Consider the following 25,876-nt stretch of genomic DNA (forward strand, 5'->3'; position numbering starts at 1 on the left):
GATGAAAAAGCGGGAATTTCCCGCTTTTTTGTTTTATGATGAGCCCAAGGAAAGACCAGATCAGTTAGGGTGGTAGATTGAAAAGCGTAGGATATGCTTTGGTCAAAAACAAGAATATGCTATTGCTAGCCAGCTTTTGTCTGATTGCGATACTATTAACAGTTCTGATTATCAATACAGTGGTTGGCCTGTTTGTTTTCTATGCTGATCCTGGCCAGTCCATATGGTGGCATGTTCTTAGTCCTTATCTGGTTGCGCTAGTTTTATTTTTGATGATTATTTCGGTCATCTATGAGTTTTATACATTCCGTGCCGGCGGCTATTCTTTAGCCCAGCAAATGGGCGCGCGTCGACTGAACCAGATGGAAAGTATTCCGGAAGAAAGTGCTGCACTACGGATCAATACTCAACTGGCAGATACGTTCCTGATTGAACCGCCAGCTATGTATGTCCTGCCGAATGAAGTGGGGGTCAATGCATTAACAGCGGGTTTTAGTCCACGTGATACTGCTATTATTCTGACTTGGGGTGCATTACAGACTCTAGATGAAATTGAACTTTATGGCTTGCTTAGCCATGAATTTAACAAGATTCTATCTGGTGAAACAGCTGAAAATACCCGCCTGAAAATTCTATATAGCAGTCTGACCACTTTTAGCCAATGGGGCAGCAAGATTGCGAAGTTGGGGTTTTATCGAAATGATGTACCTCGCGAAAACAAGTTTGAAACCTTCTATGTCTCAATCGGAGCAGTCATCTGGTTGATTGGCAGCTTGGGTATTTTGATCACGCGTTTTATTAAATATATTTCATTGGGCGGACGTACCTATAAAAATGATCAGAAAACCCGACGCCTGATTCAGAATGATGCCAATATTCAGACTTTATTGCGCATTCATGTGCATCATTCAGGTTCACAGATTTATAGTGAATATGCCGAATCCATTTCGCATATGTGTTTTGCCAATTCTTTAAGTCCACAGAACTGGTTGAATATTCATCCGAATATTAATCAGCGTATTTATGAATTAAATCCTGCTTTGATTCAGGATTTGCAGCTCGAAAATCTGAAGAAATTAAAAAACCAGCCTTTGTTTAGTTTGTTTCGTTCACTCGAAGATGTCGTGCCTGAAAGCACAGCAGTCTGGGAATCCCCACAGCCTTTGCCTTTGTTGCGTTTGTCTCCGATCAGTTTTGCGATCAAAGATGCCATCAAGCCATTGAATCCTGAACTACGTGCCAATATGCCGCGTCCAGAGCTGATTGAACGTGCTTTGCAAACTTCGACGGGTTCACGTGAGGTGATGGTCGCAATTTTGATGATCCGGCAATATCGTGAATTTATTCCGACCGAGGCAGAAGTCAGTCGTGCGATTATTGATTCATTATTAAATCTGGATGGACGGGTACATATCTCGATTTTCCAGCAAGCCTGTAAAAATATTGGTGGAATGCCAACCACGGTGGCACGGCAGTTTTTAATGAAGCTGGCAAGGATTATTCAGGAAGATGGTGAAATCGGTTTGCTGGATGCCTTATTGCTAGAGCGGGTGAAGTATGAACTGAATTTGCTGCCGATGCATACGCCAACGTCTTTAGATGAGGTCAAACCACAGATTGTACGTCTGATTGATGCCTTGCTGCATGTGCAGCAGATTAATAGCGATAATCAGCTGGAGGTTCGGGAAAAGATTTTAAATCGTATTCTTAGCCCGCGAGAACTTGAGCTGTATAGTGAAATCTCAGATGAGCCGATTGATTTGGCCGAGATTTTAAATGATATTGCCGGATTGTTATTACGTGATCGTCTGAGCATGTTAGGAATTGCAGAAGTTTGCCTCTGGAGAGACCGGATCATGACTCAGGATGAGCTGGATGTGATGGAGCTTTTATACTGGCGCTTGGGCTTTGAATCCAATGAAATTACCCAGCAAATGCTTAAGAAAAACAGCTTGATGATTATCTAGTATTTTTAAATTAATAAGATGTATTTAAGTCCAGTCTTTCCAGAACTGATCTATAAACAAACTTGCAGTAGAAAAAAAGTAATCTTATAAACTGATTTCTATTTTGAGTTAAAATGACTCAAGATAGAGAGTGAAAAGCTGGAAATAGTTCGGCAAAGAAAAGCGAATCCCGTTAAAATGTTCAATCTGAAATAGGTGATGAAGAAAAGATGATTGGGCATCAGCGTGACATACTGGCAACATTAGGAATCGATATCTGGATTCCCAAGGGCGACGTATGTCAGCAGCATCAGGTTTCGATCTGGCGTGATCAGGCCCCAGCAGAATTACATAGCGAAATCATCCTGCCACAACCGACTCAGATTGCTCCGGTAGAAAAAGCTCCTTTAATTGCGCCTGAGCCTGTTACAGTTGAAGCAAAAGCTGAAGTTAAAAGTGAAGTACCAGTAATTGTTGCATCAATTCAGGAACAGCGGGAAATTCTGCATATTCCGCCATTCAACTTGCAGGCTTTAAGCTTGGAACATTGCACGATTGTCATCGATGCCACAGAAATGACCGAGCAAACCCAGCATTTATGGAGCAATATCCAGCGTGCTCTGCAAAGTGAATTTTATGAACTGAACTGGCCCTTTCCTTGGGTGAATCTGCAAGATGGCCGGGGTGTTGAATCTTATATTCAGGGTTTTCTGGACATGATGAGCCTGGAAAAAAATATCATTTCCCTTGGCTCTATTCCGCATGTGACACATAATAAAATGATTCAACTGGCATCTTTACAGGAAATGCTGGATCAGCCCATACTTAAAAAACGCTTATGGCAGTTTATGCAAAACAGGCCAGAGAACTCAGAATAATATTGATGTGGAATAGGGACATATGAAACAAAAAGTGATTGTATTTAGCCAGATCGATCAGGATGTCCAGAAAAAACTCGAACAAAATTTTAATGTAGTAACTTTACAGCCGAAACTGGGCAATGTACATGAACAGTTGCTGGAACATGTGCGCGATGCCGATGGCATGATTGGGGCAGGCCGACTGCTCAATCGCGATAATCTGGCACCAGCAACCCGACTTAAAATCATTTCTAGTGTCAGTGTAGGGTATGACAACTATGAAGTTGATTATCTGAATGAAAAAAATATCTATCTGACCAATACTCCACATGTCTTGACTGAAACCACGGCAGATCTGGGATTCACACTGTTAATGGCAGCTGCACGCAAAGTGGCTTATCTGGATCACTGGACCAAACAGGGACAATGGCACCGCACGACACGTGAAGCACAGTTTGGTATGGATATTTTCGGAAAAACGCTGGGGATAATCGGGCTAGGGCATATTGGGGCAGCAGTTGCACGCCGTGGATTTTACGGTTTCAATATGAATATCTTGTACCATAATCGCCATGAAAAACCGGAATTGGCTCAAGGGCTCAGTGCACAGTATTGTTCTCTGAATGAGCTTTTGCAGCGCTCAGATTTCGTGGTGGTTACCGTGGATTTAAATGCTGAGTCAAAAGCACTGATTGGAGCAGAACAACTGGCACAGATGCAGCCACATGCGGTGCTGGTAAATATCTCCCGTGGGCCTGTGATTGATGAGCAGGCTTTGATCGAAGCCTTAAAAGCCAACCAAATCTTTGCTGCGGGTCTGGATGTCTATGAGAAAGAGCCTTTAAAAGAATCAGAATTATTTGAGCTGGATAATGTCATTACCTTGCCCCATGTCGGTTCGGCCACAGTGGCGACGCGTCGAAAAATGGCTGAGCTGGCTTATCAGAATCTGGTCGATGCACTTGAAGGGCGGGTGCCACGCTATGTGGTGAATCCTCAAGTAATTGGTTCATCTAAGTAATATTAAATAACATTTTCCTGCATCTATGCTCATTTTTCGATGCTATATTCGAGACAGGTTGAAACTGAATTTTAGAGATTTTTCATTGAAACGTTTGGTATTGGCGTGCGGGTTAGGTCTGTGTGCAACGGCAGGACATAGTGATAATAATTATTTTAATCAGCCTGCTGCACAATTTTCTGTACCGGATATTGGTGCGGGCGTCGGATTGATCGATCAGCAAAAAGAACAAATGATCGGCGAAAAGGTCTATCGTCAAGTCCAGAAACAAATGCCTGTGATTCAGAATCCATGGCTTGAAGATCAGTTGCTTTCTGTATTTTCCCACATTCTCAGTCAGACTAAATTACAGCAACCGATTGGTTTAATGCTAATCAATGATCCGCAAATTAATGCTTTTGCAGTACCCGGCGGATTATTTGCTTTAAATGCTGGCCTGATTAATTCTGCCCGAAATACGGATGAAGTGGCAGGGGTGATGGCACATGAAATTGCACATGTCACACAACGTCATTACAGTCGTTCGCAAGAAACCTTTAAAGGACAAGGACTGTTGGCCCTAGCAGGGATTCTGGTGGGTGCATTAGTCGCTTCACAGGCAGATGGTGATGCCGGTGCAGCAGTGATGATGGGTTCTCAGGCAGCACTACTGGATCAGCAATTGACTTATAGCCGTAATCAGGAACGTGAGGCGGACCGGATCGGGATGCAATATATGTATGCTGCCGGCTATAGTCCGCACAGTATGGCGGATTTCTTTGAAGTGATGCATCGTTCCACTAGCCGTTTAAGCTTTATGCCAGATTTCTGGCTGACGCATCCTTTAACTACTGAGCGTATGAGTGAAGCGCGTTTGCGCGCCAATCAGTTGCCTGCGGTTAAGCGTAATTTAAATGATCAGGATTTTGAAATCATTAAATGGTATACGCGGGTGCTATCACGTCAGACCACTGAACAACAGCTCAACTTAATGGTGCAACGTAATGATTTTCCTGGCCAGCTGGCTTTAACGGCTTATCAGCTTCAGCAGGGAGACTTTCAGGCGGCACAAGTCGCACTGGATCAAGCCAAAAAGCACAATAACATGCATCCTTTGCAGGTGTTATTTCAAACTGATATTTATCTGGGACAAAATCAGCTGGATAATGCGCTAAAAAGCATTAGTTCAGCCGCACGGATCATGCCGGAAAACCGTGCTTTAAATTATAAATATGCTGAAACCCTGATTCGTGCTAAACAGCCTGATCAGGCCAGAACGATTGTGCAGCGCTTTTTAAATAGCAATACCCGTGATGTTAGTGGCTGGAGATTAATGCAACTGGCAGCGAATGCAGCACCTGATTCATCAATAAAAGCCGCCAACGTCTTGCGTTATCGGGCTGAAGTAGAGTACTGGTCAGGCTATGAAGAAACTGCGATTAAGTCCTTAATACATGCTCAACGCATCAGCAAAGGCAATCAGTCTTTATCGGCAACGATTGGCCAGCGTTTAAAACAGATGCAGCAAACGCGACAGTTTAAAATTTAAGTCTATTTTTCTAATGATTTTTAGCTTCAGTAGATATAGCCGAAGTTCACTAAATCACGCTACAATCCGGACAAAGCTAAGTTGTCTATTTTAATTATTTTATGAAAAAAATATTCTTGGGTTTATGGATATTGGGGTGTGGCGGAAATTTATTGGCGGCTAGTGCGGCAGAATACGTGCAGTCCGTTGAGCAGATTAATGCTGATTATCAAAAAGAATCACGTCAGTTTTTAAAAGGTTTAAATCCGCAGCAGCAAGGTTTTAGCGCATCACAGAATCAGCAGTTTTGTGCGATTGTGCATCGTTATGTGGATCGTTTGTATAAGGCGGCAGACCAGAACCGGGCTTATCTAGATCGTCAGTATCAAAATTTAGGCAAGCAGGATGTCATACTGCAGGTAAAATCTTCAAAAGAGATGCAGTTGCTGAAACGTTATAATGTGGACTGTAATTTACAGTAAGAATAAATAAGGAAATGCTGAGAACTGTCCGGAATGGAGGCAGTTCAACGCAGATTTAGATTTGAAATATAATGGGGGAATTAAGCAAGTTTTGCTTTAATTTTTGCTGAAACTTGTGCAGGATCGGCGCGCCCGGCTATGAGCGGACGCAGAGAATTCATCACCTTACCCATATCTTTCATGCTAGTAGCTTGTTGCGCTTCAATTATTTGCGCAATCAGGGAATCAAGTTCTTCCTCAGTCATAGCTTCTGGTAGAAATTGAGAGAGAACCTCAACTTCGGCTTGTTCCTTACTAGCTAAATCATCTCGACCAGCGCCTTCAAAGGCTTTGATCGATTCTTTACGTTGTTTAATTTGCTTTTCAATGACCGCAAGAACTTGAGCATCGTCAAGTTCTTTACGCTCATCGACTTCGATTTGCTTAATTGCTGCTTGCAGACTACGAATGACCGTCAACTTTGACATATCTTTGGCACGCATGGTGGCTTTCAATACGTCAGTAATCTGGTTTTTTAAAGTAGTCATTATTTATTCCAAGCAGTCAATCACAAATTAATCTTAGTAAAGGCGAGTAGTACGTACTGATTCACGCGCCAATTTCTTTTGGTAGCGTTTAACAGCAGCAGCTTTTTTACGTTTACGTTCTTGAGTTGGTTTTTCGTAGAATTCACGTTTACGAACGTCAGCAAGAACACCCGCTTTTTCGCATGAACGTTTGAAACGACGGATAGCTACGTCTACTGGTTCGCCTTCTTTCAATTTAACTTGTGGCATGAAGAATCCTCATTAAGTTATGGATAAGATCAGGGCCGAATTGCCCTCGATCACAAGTGAAGGTCAGTATTTTACTCATTTACATCTCATATCACAAGTCTATAATAGTTGCTGCAATAGATTTGATACAGGTTATAGGCAGTTTAATGATCGTTTTAGGCTTGGAAACGTCGTGTGATGAAACAGGACTTGCGCTGTATGACAGCGAGTTGGGTTTGCGCGGACAGGTGCTGTACAGCCAGATTAAACTGCATGCTGAATATGGCGGCGTCGTACCAGAACTGGCTTCGCGCGACCATGTGCGTAAACTCATTCCCTTATTGAATGAACTGCTTGAACAAAGTGGCATAAAAAAAACTGAAATTGATGCGGTGGCCTATACCCGTGGTCCGGGCCTGATGGGCGCGTTAATGACTGGCGCACTGTTTGGTCGGACTTTGGCCTTTGCCTTAAATAAACCGGCAATTGGTGTGCACCATATGGAAGGTCATATGCTGGCACCATTACTTTCTAAAACGCCACCGGAATTTCCATTTGTGGCATTACTGGTGTCTGGTGGTCACTCACAGCTCATGGCCGCTTATGGTATTGGACAATATGAATTACTCGGTGAATCGATTGATGATGCGGCGGGTGAAGCATTTGATAAAGTTGCGAAAATGATGGGTCTGCCATATCCGGGCGGCCCGAATATTTCCAGACTAGCTGAGCAGGGCGACCCGAACGCCTTTGCTTTCCCACGTCCAATGCTGCATCAAGGTTTGGAGTTTTCATTCAGTGGTTTAAAAACTGCAGTTTCTGTTCAAATGAAGAAACTCGGTGAAGAAAGACGTGATGCAGATATCGCTGCGAGCTTCCAGGAAGCCATTGTCGATACACTTGTTAAAAAATCAGTGAAGGCATTGAAACAGACTGGCTTAAAACGTCTGGTGATTGCTGGTGGTGTAAGTGCCAACAAGCGTTTACGTGAACGCCTGGAAGCAGACTTGGCGAAAATCAAAGCCACCGTGTACTATGCAGAACCTGCGCTGTGTACCGATAATGGTGCGATGATTGCCTTTGCGGGTTATCAACGTCTAAAAGCCGGACAGCAAGATGGTTTGGCTGTGACCACAACTCCACGTTGGCCAATGACAGAATTGACGAATCCGGCAGAAGCTTGATTTAAAGATTCAGGATGAAGAAAAGGGGCCTTAAGCCTCTTTTTTTATTAGATTGCTTTTGTGGAGTAGAAATATTCAACAAATAATATTAATAAATTAATTATTTTAACTCTACCACAGTAAGTATTTTCTTATTGATACCGTAAAATAGTTTAATAATATAGAAATCCCACTCTATTATATGCGGAATGATGCAGAGACTATTTCGGATGGATAATATCAGTTTTAAAGGTTTTCAGGATGCGGGACAGGCAGTTTTAAAATATCTGCATCAGCATTTTGGCTTTAATTTATGGATGATCACCCGGGTAGAAGACAATGACTGGATTGTGCTGCAAAGCGAAGATCATGGCTATGCTGTCCAGCCAGGTCAGGTATTTGAATGGGCCAATTCTTTCTGCTGTCATATGGTCACAGGCAAAGGACCAAGAATCGCGCCTCGCTCTGAAGAAATTCCTTTATATGCGACTGCGCCAATTAACCAGCATTTCTGCATCAAATCCTATATTGGTCAACCACTATTTAAAGAAGATGGCAGTCTATTTGGAACATTATGTGCGGTTGATCCTGAAGCCAAGTCAGATGCCATCATTCAGGATCTGGCCATGGTCGAGTTATTTAGCAAGCTTTTGAGCTCCATCTTACAAGCTGAATTGCGTCAGAATGAGCAAATTCGTCAGCAAGAACTGCTACAGCAACAAGCCAGTAAAGATGAATTGACTGGGTTATACAACCGTCGTGCCTGGGAGAAACTGCTACAGGCAGAAGAAGAACGTTGTAAACAGTACGGTCATCCTGCTGCGATCTTATTTATAGACTTGAATGACCTGAAAAAAGTGAATGATAGTCTGGGGCACAAGGAAGGGGATCAATTAATTCAGCATACAGCACAAGTCCTTCAAGAAAATGTACGTAGCAATGATATTGTGGCGCGTATCGGTGGTGATGAATTCGTAATCCTGAGCATAGAAAATGACAAAACGGGAACTGAGCGTTTGCTCGATCGTTTAATTGAAGCCTTTGCCGAAGCAAAAATTGAAGCCGCATTTGGTATGGCGATGCGTCATCCAACGACTGGCTTAGTTGAGGCTCAGTGGCAAGCAGACAAAAATATGTTTGAGTACAAGCGCTGGAAAAAGTCTGTTTAAATATTTTTGATTTTTAATATTTTTAAGGAGGTGTCTGAGAATATTCAGCTATGAGCTGCCAAATTTTAAGCCCACAATAAATAGAAGTAATTAATTTCCTTTTATTCTTATTTTTTTAGGTTTTATTCAAAATTTAATTGTTTAGACATAACAACCATTCAAAAGATAATTTTTCGACTTTTTAACCCATTAGTTACAAATTTCATAAGTATTGTTGCAAAGAAAATATGCGTTATCTAGGTTGATTTCTAAGAGTTAGTTATGAGAGCTAACAAGACCTAGCTCTAGAAGTAATATCTTATTTTCTTATGATCATTGTTGTATGAAATATACATTAAAATTACAGAGTTAATCCCTGATTTATTAAAAGAAAGATAGTGCTCGATCAGAGTGTAAGAAATACTGTCCAGAAAAAATATGATCGACAGTTATTGGGTTTGTATTGTGTGATTTTAATACGCCCATCTTTCATTCTCATTGAATAAAAATGCAAAGAAATTCTAGGGAATAAAATTTTATGAAAAAGCAGATATCATTCTTTGGGCTGGTTTTGGTTTCAGGCTTGCTTACAGCATGTGGTGGCAGTGGAGGTAGTTCAGATAATCCTACAGTGACCACACCGCCAAATGTTCCAGAGGAGAGTATTTCTCCTGAACTTTCAGAAGAATTTATTCCTTTTGAGGATCGCGATATCATCGATAAAATCCGCGATAAAATTAACAATAGCACCAGTAATGATACGGACTATAACGTTGCGTTAGGTCATATGATTGGTGAGGTGTTTGCGGATTATCCTTATGGACGCACGGGCCGTATTATCAAGATTTATAATCTGGGTGTGAATAGCATCAAGTATCCAAATCTGATCTGTTCGGAGGTGAATACCAATGGTGCGGTGAAAACCTTTAAATTAAAAACAGATAAAAATAACTGTATTGTTCTGGATAAAACCTATCGCAAAGATTCAACCATTACCCAGACAGTCAATGGTGATACTACGACCTTGACCTTTAGCAATGTACGTTATGGTTCCAATGTTGATTTTAATCTAAAAGATGACTATCTGATTTCAGGTACGATTGTTCATACCAAAAGCAAAAACAATCTAGGTGCATTGGAAAGCTATAAAATTGACCGTCTGGAATTTCAGCGAGTAGCAGAAGACAAGAATGCAGGCAAATCTGGCGCTGAGTATGATGAGCTGAGCAAGGAATATCTGCTGGTGCGTAATTACAACTATAGCCTTGTAGATGACTATGGTAGTGGCAGTAATGGTATTCGTACCTTAACCAGCAGCGGCAGCATTATTGGTCAACCCAATCTGGCGGATTACCGTTATGGTTTTGATTTTAATACGACTACACCGTTCAAGATGGACGAAACGGTGTTGAATAATTATAAGCATCTGCCGAAAGAGGGTGTGCTTGAAATTACTGACAGTTATGATCAGGTGATTGAGGTCAAACAGAATCAGCCTGAATCCTTAAAAGCAACTGTCTATTTCAATGGCAGTGAGCTGGATGATCTGTTGTGGTCTACGATTATTGGCAATAAAAAATAAGAACTAACCTTATAAAAAAAGCTCCATCAAGGAGCTTTTTTATTTGGGGAAGAATTTACAGAGAATTCAACTGCTGCGAACCAATCCAGTGTTTAGAGAACTGATAGGCTGCGCGACCTGAGCGTTGACCACGCGCCTGACACCAGCGTAGTGCCTCAGCACGCGCTTCATCTGTCCAAGGCATCTCGGCTTTAGCCAAATAATGTTCAACAATTTCTAAATATAAATTTTGATCCATTGGGTAAAAAGACAGCCACATCCCAAAGCGGTCAGAAAGAGATATTTTTTCTTCAATCGCTTCTTGTGGATGGAGCTCAGTATATTGAGGCACATCCACTTTGGTTACTGGCGTATTTTCATGCATGAATTCCGGTAATAAATGACGACGGTTACTGGTCGCATAAATCACAAAATTACTTGAACCGGACTGTAATGAACCATCTAGCACACTTTTCAGACTGCGATAGTTTTCATCTTCCGCATTGAAGGCCAGGTCATCACAATAGACGATAAACTTTTCCGGACGACCGGCGATCAGTTGCTGAATTTGTGGAAGATCTGACAAATCATCGCGTTCAATTTCGATCAGGCGTAGACCCTGATCTGCATATTCAGTCAACAAGGCACGCACAATCGAAGATTTGCCTGTACCGCGAGAGCCAGTCAGTAAGACATCATTGGCAGGTAATCCTTTTAGAAACTGCAAAGTATTCTGAATGACTTTTTCTTTTTGTCGCTCAATACCTTTTAAATCTGCCAGTTCAATCTGTTTGAGCTGGTGAATGGGTTTGAGTTCTCCAGCCTGCCATTTATAGGCATAAGCAGAAAAATCAGGACTTTGTTTTAATTCAGGCAGACTTTGCTGGAGCTGGAGAAGAACAGTGGAAAGAGCATTTAAGATATTGTCAGGTAAATCAATTTTCGCCATGATTTGAGCAGTACTTTTACAATTATGGCTAGAATACTATCACTGTAAAATTCACAGTCAAAGTCTGGAAAGTGTGATAATTTGCTTAAAGTGGTGAATTTTCGTTATTGTAGTACAAAGAAAATAGATGCCTGTTTTTTGTTCATGGCTGCAGGATGTCTGAAAATTACAATATAGGGAAGAGGGCAGATGCTGTTTAAAGATTTTACTCAGGATATCAATCCACATCAGGCCTATCGTATCAAAAAGCTGAAGCAGCAATTGCAGCAGGCTGAAACTTACGAAGAATGGAAATATATTGCCTTAAAGATCGATGAAGAATCTGGGGCACAAGAATGGAAACTGGATAATAGTTCACCGTATTTTGATGCTGAAGTGATTGCGCATCGACTGGGGAAATTAAAACGTTACCGTCAGCAGAAACGCACTCGTGACCTGATGTATATCCTGCGTGAAGGGCTGAGTTATGATATTGCCAATATCGCCCATCCTTTATTGTTTACCGTCACTTATGTCGGTACTAAAAAAATTATTGAGGATTATGTAGAAGAAGTCAGTCTGGGCCTGGCTTATATTGCTTCTGCACAATGTACCTGTCTGACTCTTGAAGAGAAAATTGAATATTTTGAGCACTGCCAACGTGCTTATGGTCAGCCAGCCTTAATGTTCTCGGGCGGTGCCACACTCGGTTTATTTCATACCGGTGTATGTAAGGCGCTAATGGAACAGGATTTGTTACCTCGAGTGATGTCGGGTTCCAGTGCTGGTGCAATTATGACCGCAATGTTGGGCGTTTCCAAACCTGCGCAGTATGTAGATATTTTAAAAGGCCATAACTTTTTCCATGAAGCTTTTCATTTCCGTACCATGAGTGAATTAATGAAGGGTAATGGTGGTCTGGCGGATGTCAAATACCTGAAAAAATTCCTGATTGAAAACCTGGGAGATATGACCTTTGAAGAAGCACTAAAAACTTCCGGTCTACATATCAATATTGCAGTCGCACCTTATGATGCTGCGCAGGATGCCCGGATCATGAATGCCTATACCTCTCCAGATGTACTGGTCTGGAGTGCGGTGCTGGCATCTTGTGCCGTGCCGATTCTGTTCCCGCCGGTACGTCTCACCAGTAAACGTCATGATGGGCAATATACGCCTTATATGGGCGCAACGCGCTGGGTAGATGGCAGTGTCCGTAGTGATTTCCCGCAGGAGAAAATGGCGCGGCTGTACAATATCAATTACACCATTGCCAGTCAGGCCAATCCGCACATTGTGCCTTTTATGCAGGATGATATTTCACGCTTCCGTAAAGGAACTTTAAGCTGGCCGAAACGCATTGTACGCCGTCAGAGTGTGGTATTTACCAAAGGAATCATGGATTTTGCCCGTGAGCATGCGGGCAGTTTGCCGCCAATCCGCCGTTTGCTGGATCATGGTTATGGCGTGGTGGATCAACGTTATTATGGTGATGTAAATATCGTCGGTAAATATAGCCTGCGTCATTACAGCTATATGCTGCAAAATCCTCGTCCGCATTTGTTCAAGGTGTTGCAGCGTGAAGGTGAGCGGGCGACCTGGCCAAAAATCTCCCTGATCGAAACTCAGGAGCGGGTAGGTAAAACTATTCAGCATTGTCTGGAACTGCTAAATTACCAGCATGCACCAGATACCAAGCAAGAATATATTGTTACTTAACCCCGCCAAACTGCATCAGCTTGATTTCCAGCTTAAGACCAAAGCCCGAAGTCTGGGTTTTGGTCGCCGTCTTTATTATCTAGAAGTTAATCCGGAGACCGCGTCAGCACTTTGGTTAAAAACCCAGAATCTTGATTCAACGGCTATTTCTCGGTATGCCCAAACTGGCTTAAGTCATGAGCTGGACTTTTATGAAGCTTATGGTGAGCAAGAAGGGCGGACTTTCATGCTTCCGCATCAAATTATTCGAAAGCCATTTCAGATTAGGAATGAATTTTTCAATCAGGCTTTGATCTTACCTAATGCGCCAGCACATTTTGATATATGTCCTAAGCTGTTCTCGATTCAAGAAATTCGTCAGCATATGCTACGAGCATTAGAACCGTTGATAAGCTTACAAGAACTCGGGTATCTGTATGCTGATCTCAAACGAGAGCATTTTGTTATTTATCAGAAATGGGTCTGTTTGATCGATTTTGAGCAGGTGCAGCTCCTCAACACTACCAGCCAAGCAATGAACGCAACGCCTCGTTATATGGCGCCCGAATTGTTCCAAGGGCAAGCCAAGTCGCTACAGAGCGAAGTTTATGCGCTGGGTATCATTTTTTATGAATGGCTTACAGGGCAGCGCCTAGAAGCGACAGATTATCAAGATTGGGCATTATTGCATTGTCAGCATTTTAAACCTGAGCTACCTACACAATTCCAAGCTTTGCAAAGCCTGTTACAAAATATGCTTCGAAAGCACTCACAGGATAGATTGTCTGATTTCAAAGCCGTAAAACAGGCCTTACTTACTGAAATTGCATGAGAAAAATACAATAAATTGTATATTGTTTTTTATTTAATCAAACGAGTGGTTTTTTCTTAAAAAGAGCTTGTCAGGTGAAATTGATCCCTATAGTATACACAGCCATCGGGGACGTGGCGAAATTGGTAGACGCACTGGATTTAGGTTCCAGCGCCGCGAGGTGTGAGAGTTCGAGTCTCTCCGTCCCCACCAATTTACTCAAGAGATTGAGTAAAATGGCCGAGTAGAGGATTGGTGTAATGGTAGCATGACGGTCTCCAAAACCGTTCGTCAAGGTTCGAATCCTTGATCCTCTGCCAAAGTTTGAAAAAAAGTCCAATACTAAGTTGGTACCCTGATGGGGACGTGGCGAAATTGGTAGACGCACTGGATTTAGGTTCCAGCGCCGCGAGGTGTGAGAGTTCGAGTCTCTCCGTCCCCACCATCAAAAGAGACAAGGTTGATGCCTTGTTTTTTTTTGCCTGGAATTTAAGGCTGAGCCATCTTTTAATCTCATTTTCATTATTCGCTTACTTTCGATGAGTAGATTTTAAATACTCAAACTAAGTATCAGTGAAGGTGAGAAGAGGGAAGTCCTTTAAAATATCCAATCAATTGGCTGATCTAAACACTATTAAAATTAATATTCAGCACTCTTTCAAATAACTTGATTTTTTAAATTGGAGAAATGAAATTAAGCGGTTTTATTAAAAATAAGCCAGTATTTAATCATCAAAGAATTAACTGATTAATTTTTGATATAAAAACACCGAGTTGATCATAGAATCGCTTGTCAAGCAGATGCGATCGCTATAATATACACAGCCACGGGGATATGGCGGAATTGGTAGACGCACTGTGTTCAGGTCGCAGCGCCTTCTGGGCGTGAGAGTTCGAGTCTCTCTATCCCCACCATATATGAAGAAACAAGGTTAATGCCTTGTTTTTTTTTGCCTGAAATTTAGTGCGACATTTTTATTGGCTCGGCTTTTTATTCTTTGTATTGGATTCATTTATTGTTTAAACAACATGCTTGATCAAGATAAGTGAGGTTCTAGAGGTCTGATCTGCTGAGACTGAGCTAGACAAGCTTAGAGATTAAGTTCAAAGCAGTAGCAAAGAAACCTCATAAGGCCGAGTTTTCTTGTTAAATCTTATAAAAAATAAAAAAATTGCATTAACTGTTTAATTTATAGCGGAATAGGCAGTGATTGCTTGTAAAATCACTTGTCAATGACCTGCTATCTCTATAATATACACAGCCATCGGGGACGTGGCGAAATTGGTAGACGCACTGGATTTAGGTTCCAGCGCCGCGAGGTGTGAGAGTTCGAGTCTCTCCGTCCCCACCAATTTACTCAAGAGATTGAGTAAAATGGCCGAGTAGAGGATTGGTGTAATGGTAGCATGACGGTCTCCAAAACCGTTCGTCAAGGTTCGAATCCTTGATCCTCTGCCAAAGTTTGAAAAAAAGTCCAACACTAAGTTGGTACCCTGATGGGGACGTGGCGAAATTGGTAGACGCACTGGATTTAGGTTCCAGCGCCGCGAGGTGTGAGAGTTCGAGTCTCTCCGTCCCCACCATCAAAAGAGACAAGGTTGATGCCTTGTTTTTTTTTGCCTGAAATTTTATAAACGAAAAAAAGCCCATCGAAATGGGCTGATTATAGGAATAAGAGAATTTTACTCAAATAAAAGGGTAAATCATGAGTGCATTGATTAATTAAATTTAAGCTTTCAGATGATCTTCAAACTCCTCACCCAGTTGCATGGCCAATGCATTACCTGAAAGATCACAAGTCACCAGACCATATTCTTTTTTAAAACTGAAACTAAAACCACGATTGTCTGCCAGGGTGCGAACCGAATACCCCAATTTTTCTAACCAAAGTCTAAATGCGAGAACGTTTTTTGCTTTGACCACTTTTTTCACGAGATAACTCCTTCATCAGTTAAATCATAGATAAGGGTGAGAATTTTCGTTTTAAAGGGCAAATACCCTTATCTAAATTAATTTAATTGAATTTGCAGATTTAATGAACAAGATAATATAGACCAAACATAAGGTTTTTAATCTAAGTCTATGTTTTTTATTATTTTCAAGATGTTGTAACTAAATATTTTAATTTAAGCCTAAATAATTTTTCGAATAGTTATTAATATTCAAATATTTAAATCAATAATTGTTTATTTGTTATTCATTTTAAATTAGGAATTAGCGTGGTTTAAGGTTTTAGAGTTTGAGTAAGGCTTAAAAATATACAATCCAGTAAAGTCTCAGAGTATTCAGGTCATGGTGTTAGGCTCAATCCTTTATACTGAAATTGATGTAATTTAAATAAGATTAATGATGACTGAATTAAATATTGAACAGTACGTCAAACAGCAAATTGAACTTATGCAGCAGCAAGGGCAGGAGCCTGTTGCTGTGATGCTGGGTCATGAAGACTGGCTGGATTTTTCGGTACAGTCCAAGGTGGCTTATACGCCATTTGGCAGTGCGCGCCGTTATCAACCTGCTTTGGGTGGATTATTGCTGGTCAGGATTGATGAAATGAATGCGGTACGAGTGGTCACCCAGCAAGAACTGGATGACTATGCTCAGAAGCATCAGCTACTCTAAGCAGCTATAAGTTTAAAACGAGTCTTTTATCACGCGTAAACGTTGAAACTCTTCGACACTGTCTGCGCGTAAAAAAGGATTGGTTTCCAGTTCTGCTGCAATAGTACTGGGTAAGGTGCATTGTCCTAGCATGCGCATACGCTCAACCTGTTCGAAACGCTCCAGAATTGCTGGATTATCCGGTTCAACATGTTTGGCAAACTGTGCATTCGACAGTGTATATTCATGCGTGCAATAAACCTGGGTACGTGGCGGTAAGGCAGCCAGACGAGTCAGAGAGTGGTACATCTGCTGATAAGTGCCTTCAAATACCCGCCCACAGCCCATAGCAAACAGGGTATCGCCACAGAACAGTACATCAATGGCATCCAGGAAATACACGATATGGCCTAGGGTATGACCCGGTACGGCAATAATCTTTACCTCAACACCATGAAAACTGAACTGGTCGTCATGTTCAAGTGGATGGTTAATAAACGGAATTTTTTCCAGCTCAGCTTTTGGGCCATATACCGGTAATGATTGCTTTTGAATTAAATCCGGAACGCCCCCGATATGGTCTTTATGCCAGTGGGTGAGCCAGATCTGACTCAGCTCAAGCCCGTGTTCGGTACAATAATCTTGAACTAGCACCGCTTCAGTGGGATCAATGACCGCGACCTGATGCGTCGGTGTATGTTCAAGTAACCAGATATAATTTTGTAATGAGTTTTTGACATCAATACAGTGGATTTTAAACGGCATCATAAGACATCAGACCAAACAGATATTATGGATAAAGTAGCATAAATTCAGGCAGTCTGACTGTGGTCAAAGCTGCCTGTTTGCAAGAATTTTTTATATGATTTGTTTAAAAAGATCAGTTATTTATTCTGCATCTTTTACTGCGACAGCTTCGCCAATGGTATAGAAGTGGCCACCAGCGACATGATGAATACTTTTCCATTCTTCGCTGACTTCATGATAGTACCAGTGCCCGTCACGGAACACCCGATCATCGGCATAAGCGGCAATGACCTTACCAATAAACAGGTCATGGGCTTGCTGGTTATGTGGCTCGGAAATCAGCTCACATAAAATCCAGGCGGCACAACCTTCTACAACTGGGATCTCTTGATCTACGAATTTGAATAACTGCACACCGGACTGCTCCAGTTTGTCTGGGGCATTGTACAGACTCAATGTTCCCAGGCTATAGACCATTTCCAGCTGTTTGAGGGTGGGAATCTGCAGGGCAAAGTAGCCTGAATTTTCAATTATTTTTCGGGTCTTGGTGCTTTTATCCAGCACTACGGTGACTTTTGCTGGACTAAATTCGAGTGCACATGCCCAGGCAGCGGCCATGACATCAGTGTCTTGCCCATCATTGGCAGACACTAACACAGTGGGGCCATGTGTAATCAGGCGATAGGCTTTTTCTAAAGGTACAGTTTGAATATGTGAATTGTTCATAAAGAACCTTAATGAGTGAAATGGGAGAAAAATAAATCATCTGATTCACAGCATATAAAATTCCCCTTCTGGAAAAAAGCTTTTAAACTAAACACCTACATACAGGAGTAAAGAAAATGAAAATGTACCAGGTGGATGCTTTTACGACGGCCCTATTTAAGGGCAATCCTGCTGCAGTCATCGTGCAGGATGCTTGGCTGGATGATCACCTGATGCAGAATATTGCCTTGGAAAATAATCTGTCTGAGACCGCTTTTGTCAAAGTACTGGATGCAGAAAATTATGAAATTCGCTGGTTTACACCGACCAAAGAAGTGGATTTTTGTGGACATGCCACATTGGCCAGCAGCTTTGTATTATTCAAGGACTTTAGCTCTGCAAAAACCATTTATTTTCATGTCAAAGATCTGGGCATTTTTACAGTATGCCAGGATGAAGATGGCAAAATCCGGATGAATTTCCCGATCCGTCAGCCTGAACTCATCACAGATTATCCGGAAGCCTTAAGACAGGCCCTGACGAAACCTTTTAAAAACGTTTATCTGAATACACAAGGTTATATTATTGAATATGAATCAGTAGAAGATGTGCTGGATGAGCAACCCAATATTGAATTGCTGAAGCAGCTGAATGGAAAAAGAACCGCGATTACAGCGGCGGGTCCATTACTGGATGTCGCGATTACCGCTGGTGATACCCAATATGATTGCATATCACGTTATTTTGCACCGAGTAACGGGATTAATGAAGATCCGGTCACCGGTTCAATTCATACCGGGATTGCACCGATCTGGGCGGAGAAATTAAATAAAACTGAACTGGTGGCTTATCAGGCCTCTCAGCGTGGCGGTGTATTGTATTGCGCATTAAAAGAACAAGGCCGCATTGAGATTTCAGGTTATGCCAAACTGTTTATGCTGGCCGAACTTTATATTTAGCTAGCATACTCAATAAAATACCGTGAAATTGCGCGGTATTTTATTTGGCTTCTCATAAAATAGACTATTCATAATAAAGACTTTTCTCTAAGATCAAAGTGACTGTAAATAAAAATTCACACTTAAAAATTTGGATGAACAATGCAAATACGCTTTAAACGTTTAAGCTTGGCGATTTTATTATCTGGCTGGACAGCGGCCAGTTTTGCACAGCCGGTATTGGTGAGAACAGAACAGAATATCGAAGAATATCGACTGGAAAATGGCTTAAGAATTATTCTTGCGCCCAATGATAAAGAAAATAAAGTGTTTATGAATACGGTCTATCTGACCGGTTCACTGAATGATCCTCAAGGTAAAGGTGGTCTAGCGCATCTGCTTGAACATCTGGCGTTTAAAGGCACGGAAAATGTGAAGGGAGATGAGTTTCAGCGCCGTCTGGATCAATATACCTTAATGACCAATGCCAGTACCGACTATTACTCAACCAAATATACCAATGTGATTCGTCCTGAGCAGACTGCGGTTAATGAAGTGATTTTCCTTGAAGCGGAACGCATGGATAAGCTGGTCCTGCAAGAAAAGTATGTGCCGACTGAAATTGACATCGTGAAACGTGAGCGTGAAATCCGTCTGGATCAGCCATTTTCCGTACTGATGGATCAGGTATTTAAATCAGCTTATGGCAATCAGTATCTGGGGCGATTACCGATTGGTGACTTGAACGAACTGCAATCGATCAAGATGCAGGAGCTGAACCAGTTTTATCGTCATTGGTATGCACCGAATAATGCTTTGATGATTATTTCAGGCAAGTTTAATAAGGCAGAAGTGCTGAAGCAGATTGATACCCATTTCAGTCCGATTCAGTCCCGCAAAGTGCCTGAAGCGGTGAAAGTGCCTGCGCTAAAACCTGAACAGATCAAACAACGTGAATTTACCGTGCAAAAGGGTAGTGATCTGGCCAAATTTAATATTTATCTGAACCAGTCAGAAGAAAGTATTAAAACCACGCTGGCCATGTCTCCAATCTTATATACATTGCAACCTAGCGGACACCTGTATCAGAGTCTGGTCGAGACGGGTAAAACTACTACGGTGCAGTCTATGACCTGGCTGGATAAAGATTTTAATCTGGTGTTTATGGGTGCCATCTATGCGCCAAATCATCAAGTCAAGCAGGTTGAGCAGGGTTTGATTCAGGGTGTAGAGCAGAGCCAGCCATTTAACGAAACCGAATTAAACCGGGCTAAAAGTCTAACCCGAAACCAGGCGGACAATGTTAAAAATAGCGCAACCGCTTTAGGTTCGCGTTTAAGTGAATATGTAGTGGCTTATTCAGGTGACTGGAGCCAGTATTTCAAAGATCTGCAAGCCATAGAAAAGCTGGATGTCAATCAGATCAATCAGGTGTATAAGGCATTCTTTAAGCCAGAATATCGTATTTCTGGCAATATCTTGCCGACACCAGAAGATCAGAAAAAAGCACAGGAGTTGCCCCAGACTGAAGTACCGGCTCAAACTCTGGACCAGCAGGCTGAAGCAGCAGAACCGCTGAAAGATGTCAGTGTCTATCAGGCAGAAGTAAAGCAGTATGTGGCGCAGTCCAAGCAATATTTACAGGCTAAGGACAAACAGATTCAGCGTGGCAAACTGAAGAATGGCATTAAATACGCTTTATTCCCGACTCAGACTCAGGATGACAAAGTTTATGCCACTATTGCACTTAACTTTGGTACGGAACAAAGTTTGTTCAATAAAGGCGAGATTCTGGATCTGACAGCTTACTTACTGCTGCGTTCTTCTGAAACCCAAAGCTTGCAACAGATTGCCGATAAAATTATTGAGTCCGGTGGTTCAGCCACGGCCAGTTCCTCTGAAAATGGCATGAGCATTCAGATCAGTGCCAAAAAAGAGAAGTTTGAGGAATTTTTCCAGTATGTGCTGGATGTGCTCAATAAACCGGCCTTTGAGCAGAGCCAGTTTGACCTGTTTAAAGGACAAAGCCTGTCTGCGTTAGACCGTCCTTATACTGAGCCCAATATGGTGGCCGGCCTGACCATGTCTCGCGCGACCGAGATTTATCAGCCGGGTGACCTCCGCTATCATTTTGAACCTGAACTGGCGAAAAAACAGATTCAGGCTGCTACTCGTGAACATGTCGTAGCGTTATATCAGCAGTTCTTTAATACGCATCATGCCCAGATCGCAGTGACAGGGGAATTTAATCCGAAGTCCGTGAGCGAAGTCCTCAAAAATAACTTTGCGAGCTGGAAAGCGAAGCAGCCTTATGAGCGCTTAAGTGGTCAATATACAGTTTATCCGGCACAGAAAATCCATGCGTTGTCTGAACAGCGCGAGTTCGGTCATTATCAGGCTGTCATGACATTCCCTGTCGGTGCAGAACATATAGATTTACCAGCCATGCTGGTCTTCCGGCATATTCTGGGTGATTCTCAGTTGTCTTCACGTTTAGCACAGGAACTGCGTGAGAAAAATGCGCTGGTTTATGGCTTCAGTGCCAATGCTCAGTATGATGAATGGATTGATTCAGGCGCATTAGGCATTCAGGCGAATTATACGCCTGGCCGATCAGCACAGGTGTCACAAGCGGTGCATAAGGTATTGAATGAGCTTCTGGCCAAAGGGGTAACCGAGCAGGAAGTTGAAGCAGCGAAAGCCACGATTTTGAAACAGCGCGTCACTGCACTAGAAGATGATCGCCGTATTCACAGCATGCTGATTCCACAACTGGAAAAAGATCGTAATCTGATCTATCGGGAGAAACGTGATCAGGCGATTGCCAAGCTGACCAAGGCAGATGTCGATGCCGTTATCAAAAAATATGTTAAACCGGATCAACTGGTCGAAGTCATGGCGGATCAGTATGGGAAAGAAGTGAAATAAACTCTGTAATTTTTTATAAGTCTATGACGGTCTCTTTTCATTTTAAATAAATGTTTAGATGTCTATATGGCTACTTTTGCTTCGGCAAAAGTAGCCAAAACCATTTGTCATCCGCAAAACTCGTCCACCACCTTCACGAAATAAATTTATTGTAGAAACAATCCTCTTATGATGTAGTCCTACCTCAACCAGTTACGGATGACGTTTCCACGTATCTATAGGCGATAAAAGCGTTTGGCATTCTCATAAAAAACCGGCTTTATAGCATGTTCGTCATAGCTCTGCACAATATCGCTAAAGGCATCAATGATGGTGACCAGATCTGTGCTGACACGATCCATCGGGAAATTAGAAGCAAACATGATGCGATCTTTAGCGAAGCATTGTAGGGCATGCTGGATCAATGGAGCCGCGAGCTGAATCAGTTCATCTTTTTTTGCCAGTTTTCGCTCTAAATGAAAACGATGACCGAGTACAGGCATAAACAGACCGGAAATTTTGCTATACACATTTGGGCATTTTGCCAGTTCAGCCAGGTCTTCTTTCCAGGTCTGAAAAATATAGTCTCGCTGCTGTGCTGTTTGTCCTGTTGCTTTACCGACTTTCCCAAAGATGCCGGCAGGTGTGCCCAAGTGATCCAGCACAATCGGCGTTTCAGGAAATGTTTTGGCCAGATGGGCCACATCAGAAATTTGGGTAGAATAAACCCAGGCATCAAAACTTAAATTGGCTTTGGCTAATTCCTCAAATCCTTTCAGAAATTTCTTATTGCAGTATAAATGCGGTTCATCGGTCCAAGCATGAATGCCTTTATCGGCATGGAACGATGCCATTTTACGAATACCACGTAATTTAGGCGAAACTTCCTGATGTAATTGCAGCAGCTGTTTAAAGTTTTTTTGACGAAGATCAGCTGTAGCCACAATGCCGCCTAGCTGAATATTCTGTTCAGCAAAAGGCAGCCCGGCAATAAACCTGGTTTCATTAACCACGCCAGTACCTTTATGCTCATGCCAGCTTGCTTCTATATGAACAATCTGTTCCACCTGATAATGACCGATGTCACGTTTATAATTTTCAGGTAGGTAAGGCGCGGTCAGATGTTCGGTCAGACCAATGGTATCGATCACCGCTTTGGGCTTGATCAGTCGCACCATTTTGTTCAGCAGTTTGGGATGTTTGCCAAATAATTTTACGGCTGAGGCTGCGGCATGCGGTGTGGTATAAGGGTCCCATTGATGAATATGCGGATCTATAATCGGAAAGGGCAGTTGTTGCATGATATTTTTGGTCATCGTTTAATTTTTATTCATTTTTTATAGGATGAATCCAGTATTAAAGTCAAATTAAAAATCAAAGATTTAAAAAAAGCCCCGTAGGGCTTTCATTAATGATCGTGGTCGTGTTGATGCTTGTTGGCATGAAACTCTTCATTACGACGGAAACGTAAATAGTTCTCAAACTGCTCACAGTATTCATCGTAGTTATCTTCCAGCATCATCTGAAATTGCTGCAAGATATAAGACATGACCTGATCTTTAGCGTCGCGCATCTCGTTGCCATCTTTGAAATTGTTGGCAGCGACCCAGGTATTAAAGCGGGCAGTACCAAACAGCATTGCAGCGCTGACTTGACCACGTTTTTCTGCCGGGTTTTCCTGAGAGCCTTTTTCTACACGGCTAAATTCGTTGGCCTGTTTAATAAATTCATCAGCACGTTCAAAGAATGCAGCATTTAACGCTTCTTCTTCGGTTACATCGGTTGCTTCAATCTTTTGAACCATGAATTTTTCCTGATAATAAAATCTTAATCACTAATTATAGGCAAAGCCTTGCAGAAACTAAACCTTTGCCTTAATCTAAAAAATAGCCTAAGCAATAAAAATGTAAATCTCATGCAAGATGCAATTGCTGTACAGAGTCTGAAAAGTGATATTGCCTTATTACGCCAGAATATCTGGCCACCAGCAAATCTGGCCAATGTGGAAGGATTGCCAATTTATTATGGCACCAAGTCGCAGGTCGAAGAATATTACAAGCAATGGCTGGGTCTGATTGAAAGGGCACAAGACCTGTTTCAGCCTTTTATGGAAGATGAAGTTCTGGATGCGATTCATTTGCCAAGCCATTTGAATCTGCCTTTATTCTATTTTCATGTGGACCGCATCCGGATTAATAAAACCCGTGCCAAAGAATCCAAAACTTTTCGTGGCATTGCCAGCCTGATTGAAAAATGTGGGCAATTTGAACCGGAACAGATTCAGGCCATGCAACGCTGGCTAGACAGTGATGAGACAGCGGCACTTGTGGCACATCGTGAATTTGTAGATCTGCGTACTTATGTATTCCAGCATGGTCAAAGTGAATACACCCGGACTCGGTTCTATGTGAATGGCATCGTCCTCAGTGTCGAACCACATTTTGAACTGGTTGATGCCCGTGATAAGCCGCGTAAGCAGCGCAGCGATAGTTATAGCGATCCATTAGCTGATAACAATACCTGGAAAGTATATGGAAAATATCGCTAGAGCAATTTTGTCTATTTATCTCTTACCAGAATGGCTGGGTGTGAGAAAATTTTTGTAACTGCTCGGCAGCCTGTTCCGACAGATGCTGCTGTTCTGCGGTGAGCCAGCCGATGACAAACCATGCCTTGGAATGTTTTTTGGCATAAGGCCTATACAGGCTTTCTGCGACAAACAGGTCATTATAATGACCTAAAGTCTCCTGTAAGGGCTTTAACGCTTTCAGATATCTTTTGATTTCCTTTTCCGGAAACAGGCTTTGCAGAAATTCCACATTATAACGCAAGCGTTTAACCCGCTTGCGGGTTCGGTGGCGTGATTCAATATCCAGTTCCTGATAATTCTCTGCATCTGCACAGACTTTCTGATGCAGTTTGCTGAGTCCTTTACACAGGATTTTATGCGAGGACTTTTGCTGGTTTGCACTCTGATCCTGACTAAATTGTAGTAGCTCCAGTATCAGCTCCATCGTAGCTGGCTTTCTGAATAATTGGCTAATATCTGCCTGATCCTGTTGGGCTGGAGGCAACTGCAATACTGGTGAACCCGCAGCTTCTAGCTGAGGAAGCAGACTTTCAGCTAAAGCATCGCGATCCCGAGTAGAGCCTAATTGCTGGAAGATATTGCGTAACTGATCCTGCCATTCCTCTGGCAAATCCTGATGATAGGGCTGGAAGATTTTTAAGGCACTGCGTAAACGCCGGATAGCGACGCGGGCCTGGTGCACATGGTCACTATTGTAATTCTCTAGCGCAATCGCCGTCGCATTGGGAAACAGGTGCGTCAGACAGTTGGTGATAATTTTTTGCAAGATATGATGAATATCGTCTTTAGCTGCGAGCTCTAAGGTTGTCTGATGCTGGACCGGAAGATCAGTTTTATTATTCAGCAGAGCATAACCACGTTCAGATTTGCTGCGTACATCCAGCCATAACTGATAACGTTGAATCCAGGGTTTAACAAAATCAATTAAGTCATCAAGTTTGCCACTTTTGAGCTCAAATTCAACTTCATAAATATCCAAGGTCTGGCCATTAGAACGAATCTCACCTCTATCCAGTGCAATTTCAATCTGACTTCCTCGGTAATTTTCAATCCAGAGATCCCGCTCTACATCAGTTTCAAATTGTAGAGTCAGAGACGTATCTAGGGTGTGAAGTGCCTGTTTTAGAATCTTCCGAGCCTGTTTATGCTTGGCATAAGCTTTTAAATCACAGTTGTCCGGTGCGGTATCCAGTCTTTCTTCCAGCTCAAAGCGTTCAAATTGATGCTGGCTCGGTGCTTTTAAGGTCTGAAACCATTGCTGATCTTCCAGACGCTGCCGGAGTGCAATTTTGTGCTGCTGTAACTGCTGATCGGCAGTATCAAAGTATTTGGCACATAAATGATGTCGAGTTGGCCCGTACTGCTGAAAATCTTGTTCGAATTGGTGACGTATACTTTGCGGAATCTGGAATTTGAGTTCGATTTCTGCCATCGGGCCATTCCTTCTCGATGAAGCTCATAACAATCAATATAGACCAAACAACAAAAGTATTGTGATGTGCTTGTG

The 25,876-nt window shown here is 42.2% G+C and carries 23 protein-coding genes and 7 tRNA genes; 21 read left to right on the top strand and 9 right to left on the bottom strand.

The window, feature by feature from the left end; all coding sequences use genetic code 11:
- Positions 1–77 precede the first annotated feature (77 nt).
- From FTV18_RS02265 to FTV18_RS02285, 5 genes are all read left to right on the top strand, one after another.
- Positions 78–1,967: a M48 family metalloprotease gene (locus FTV18_RS02265; protein WP_180016662.1), complete on the top strand. Its 1,890-nt coding sequence runs from the start codon at positions 78–80 to the stop codon at positions 1,965–1,967.
- A gap of 209 nt (positions 1,968–2,176) precedes the next feature.
- The gene (locus FTV18_RS02270; protein ID WP_166138416.1) at positions 2,177–2,824 is read left to right on the top strand and encodes a hypothetical protein; all 648 of its coding nucleotides are present in this window, start codon (positions 2,177–2,179) and stop codon (positions 2,822–2,824) included.
- Between the two features lie 22 nt (positions 2,825–2,846).
- On the top strand, positions 2,847–3,827 hold the full coding sequence (locus tag FTV18_RS02275) for a D-glycerate dehydrogenase (protein ID WP_180016661.1): 981 nt from the start codon (positions 2,847–2,849) through the stop codon (positions 3,825–3,827).
- Between the two features lie 85 nt (positions 3,828–3,912).
- Positions 3,913–5,355 carry a M48 family metalloprotease gene (locus tag FTV18_RS02280; RefSeq protein ID WP_171521883.1) on the top strand — a complete coding sequence of 481 codons (1,443 nt, stop codon included), beginning with the start codon at positions 3,913–3,915 and terminating at the stop codon, positions 5,353–5,355.
- A 101-nt stretch (positions 5,356–5,456) separates the two neighbouring features.
- Positions 5,457–5,816, top strand: a complete 360-nt coding sequence (locus tag FTV18_RS02285; protein ID WP_180016660.1) for a hypothetical protein — start codon at positions 5,457–5,459, stop codon at positions 5,814–5,816.
- A gap of 80 nt (positions 5,817–5,896) precedes the next feature.
- Here FTV18_RS02285 and FTV18_RS02290 read toward each other — a convergent pair whose 3' ends face one another.
- Both FTV18_RS02290 and rpsU read right to left on the bottom strand, forming a co-directional pair.
- Positions 5,897–6,343, bottom strand: coding sequence for a GatB/YqeY domain-containing protein (locus FTV18_RS02290; protein WP_004782432.1), 447 nt, complete (start codon positions 6,341–6,343; stop codon positions 5,897–5,899).
- A gap of 33 nt (positions 6,344–6,376) precedes the next feature.
- Positions 6,377–6,592, bottom strand: a complete 216-nt coding sequence (rpsU, locus tag FTV18_RS02295) for a 30S ribosomal protein S21 (protein WP_001136722.1) — start codon at positions 6,590–6,592, stop codon at positions 6,377–6,379.
- A gap of 146 nt (positions 6,593–6,738) precedes the next feature.
- On the opposite strand from rpsU, the gene tsaD reads away from it, so the two are divergent.
- The 3 genes from tsaD to FTV18_RS02310 all read left to right on the top strand — a co-directional run bounded on the left by tsaD (position 6,739) and on the right by FTV18_RS02310 (position 10,464).
- Positions 6,739–7,755, top strand: a complete 1,017-nt coding sequence (gene tsaD, locus FTV18_RS02300; RefSeq protein ID WP_159123897.1) for a tRNA (adenosine(37)-N6)-threonylcarbamoyltransferase complex transferase subunit TsaD — start codon at positions 6,739–6,741, stop codon at positions 7,753–7,755.
- A 209-nt stretch (positions 7,756–7,964) separates the two neighbouring features.
- Positions 7,965–8,903, top strand: coding sequence for a sensor domain-containing diguanylate cyclase (locus FTV18_RS02305; protein ID WP_180016659.1), 939 nt, complete (start codon positions 7,965–7,967; stop codon positions 8,901–8,903).
- A gap of 517 nt (positions 8,904–9,420) precedes the next feature.
- Positions 9,421–10,464, top strand: coding sequence for a hypothetical protein (locus FTV18_RS02310; protein ID WP_180016658.1), 1,044 nt, complete (start codon positions 9,421–9,423; stop codon positions 10,462–10,464).
- Positions 10,465–10,519: 55 nt separating this feature from the next.
- Here the strand turns inward: FTV18_RS02310 and FTV18_RS02315 are convergent, their stop codons facing one another.
- Complete coding sequence (locus tag FTV18_RS02315) at positions 10,520–11,392, bottom strand: ATP-binding protein (RefSeq protein ID WP_180016657.1); 873 nt, start codon at positions 11,390–11,392, stop codon at positions 10,520–10,522.
- 189 nt (positions 11,393–11,581) lie between these two features.
- Here FTV18_RS02315 and FTV18_RS02320 point away from each other — a divergent pair, with 189 nt between their 5' ends.
- The 9 genes from FTV18_RS02320 (at position 11,582) to FTV18_RS02360 (ending at position 15,464) form a co-directional block, all read left to right on the top strand.
- Positions 11,582–13,090, top strand: coding sequence for a DUF3336 domain-containing protein (locus tag FTV18_RS02320; RefSeq protein WP_180016656.1), 1,509 nt, complete (start codon positions 11,582–11,584; stop codon positions 13,088–13,090).
- Positions 13,053–13,901: a protein kinase gene (locus FTV18_RS02325; RefSeq protein WP_180016655.1), complete on the top strand. Its 849-nt coding sequence runs from the start codon at positions 13,053–13,055 to the stop codon at positions 13,899–13,901. The genes FTV18_RS02320 and FTV18_RS02325 overlap by 38 nt, the downstream gene beginning before the upstream one ends.
- Before the next feature lie 107 nt (positions 13,902–14,008).
- Positions 14,009–14,093 (top strand) — tRNA-Leu (locus FTV18_RS02330).
- A gap of 33 nt (positions 14,094–14,126) precedes the next feature.
- Positions 14,127–14,200 (top strand) — tRNA-Trp (locus FTV18_RS02335).
- A gap of 40 nt (positions 14,201–14,240) precedes the next feature.
- Positions 14,241–14,325: transfer RNA gene (locus tag FTV18_RS02340), tRNA-Leu, on the top strand.
- A gap of 384 nt (positions 14,326–14,709) precedes the next feature.
- Positions 14,710–14,795, top strand: a tRNA-Leu gene (locus tag FTV18_RS02345).
- A gap of 352 nt (positions 14,796–15,147) precedes the next feature.
- Positions 15,148–15,232: transfer RNA gene (locus tag FTV18_RS02350), tRNA-Leu, on the top strand.
- Between the two features lie 33 nt (positions 15,233–15,265).
- A tRNA-Trp gene (locus FTV18_RS02355) sits at positions 15,266–15,339 on the top strand.
- A 40-nt stretch (positions 15,340–15,379) separates the two neighbouring features.
- Positions 15,380–15,464: transfer RNA gene (locus tag FTV18_RS02360), tRNA-Leu, on the top strand.
- 145 nt (positions 15,465–15,609) lie between these two features.
- Here FTV18_RS02360 and FTV18_RS02365 read toward each other — a convergent pair.
- Positions 15,610–15,813: a hypothetical protein gene (locus FTV18_RS02365; protein ID WP_004786362.1), complete on the bottom strand. Its 204-nt coding sequence runs from the start codon at positions 15,811–15,813 to the stop codon at positions 15,610–15,612.
- Between the two features lie 417 nt (positions 15,814–16,230).
- Here FTV18_RS02365 and FTV18_RS02370 point away from each other — a divergent pair, with 417 nt between their 5' ends.
- Positions 16,231–16,503, top strand: coding sequence for a hypothetical protein (locus tag FTV18_RS02370; protein ID WP_004786360.1), 273 nt, complete (start codon positions 16,231–16,233; stop codon positions 16,501–16,503).
- A gap of 12 nt (positions 16,504–16,515) precedes the next feature.
- Here the strand turns inward: FTV18_RS02370 and gloB are convergent, their stop codons facing one another.
- On the bottom strand, positions 16,516–17,250 hold the full coding sequence (gene gloB, locus FTV18_RS02375; protein WP_180016654.1) for a hydroxyacylglutathione hydrolase: 735 nt from the start codon (positions 17,248–17,250) through the stop codon (positions 16,516–16,518).
- 120 nt (positions 17,251–17,370) lie between these two features.
- The gene (locus tag FTV18_RS02380) at positions 17,371–17,955 is read right to left on the bottom strand and encodes a flavin reductase family protein (RefSeq protein ID WP_180016653.1); all 585 of its coding nucleotides are present in this window, start codon (positions 17,953–17,955) and stop codon (positions 17,371–17,373) included.
- A 116-nt stretch (positions 17,956–18,071) separates the two neighbouring features.
- Between FTV18_RS02380 and FTV18_RS02385 the strand changes: the two genes are divergently transcribed.
- Together FTV18_RS02385 and FTV18_RS02390 are read left to right on the top strand one after the other, a co-directional pair.
- Complete coding sequence (locus tag FTV18_RS02385) at positions 18,072–18,893, top strand: PhzF family phenazine biosynthesis protein (protein WP_180016652.1); 822 nt, start codon at positions 18,072–18,074, stop codon at positions 18,891–18,893.
- Positions 18,894–19,034: 141 nt separating this feature from the next.
- Positions 19,035–21,800 carry a pitrilysin family protein gene (locus FTV18_RS02390; protein ID WP_180016651.1) on the top strand — a complete coding sequence of 922 codons (2,766 nt, stop codon included), beginning with the start codon at positions 19,035–19,037 and terminating at the stop codon, positions 21,798–21,800.
- 215 nt (positions 21,801–22,015) lie between these two features.
- Here FTV18_RS02390 and FTV18_RS02395 read toward each other — a convergent pair whose 3' ends face one another.
- Positions 22,016–23,080 (bottom strand): amidohydrolase, encoded by a 1,065-nt coding sequence (locus FTV18_RS02395; protein ID WP_180016650.1) that lies wholly within the window; start codon positions 23,078–23,080, stop codon positions 22,016–22,018.
- A 107-nt stretch (positions 23,081–23,187) separates the two neighbouring features.
- Positions 23,188–23,583, bottom strand: a complete 396-nt coding sequence (locus FTV18_RS02400) for a DUF3144 domain-containing protein (protein ID WP_004786347.1) — start codon at positions 23,581–23,583, stop codon at positions 23,188–23,190.
- A gap of 111 nt (positions 23,584–23,694) precedes the next feature.
- Here FTV18_RS02400 and FTV18_RS02405 point away from each other — a divergent pair, with 111 nt between their 5' ends.
- Entirely contained in the window at positions 23,695–24,327 is a 633-nt protein-coding gene (locus FTV18_RS02405; protein ID WP_004786345.1) for a hypothetical protein, read from the top strand.
- A gap of 22 nt (positions 24,328–24,349) precedes the next feature.
- Here FTV18_RS02405 and FTV18_RS02410 read toward each other — a convergent pair whose 3' ends face one another.
- Positions 24,350–25,801 carry a CYTH and CHAD domain-containing protein gene (locus tag FTV18_RS02410; protein ID WP_180016649.1) on the bottom strand — a complete coding sequence of 484 codons (1,452 nt, stop codon included), beginning with the start codon at positions 25,799–25,801 and terminating at the stop codon, positions 24,350–24,352.
- Between the last annotated feature and the right edge of the window lie 75 nt (positions 25,802–25,876).

This window comes from Acinetobacter sp. YH12241 (assembly GCF_013417535.1).
In the GTDB taxonomy this organism is placed as follows: domain Bacteria; phylum Pseudomonadota; class Gammaproteobacteria; order Pseudomonadales; family Moraxellaceae; genus Acinetobacter.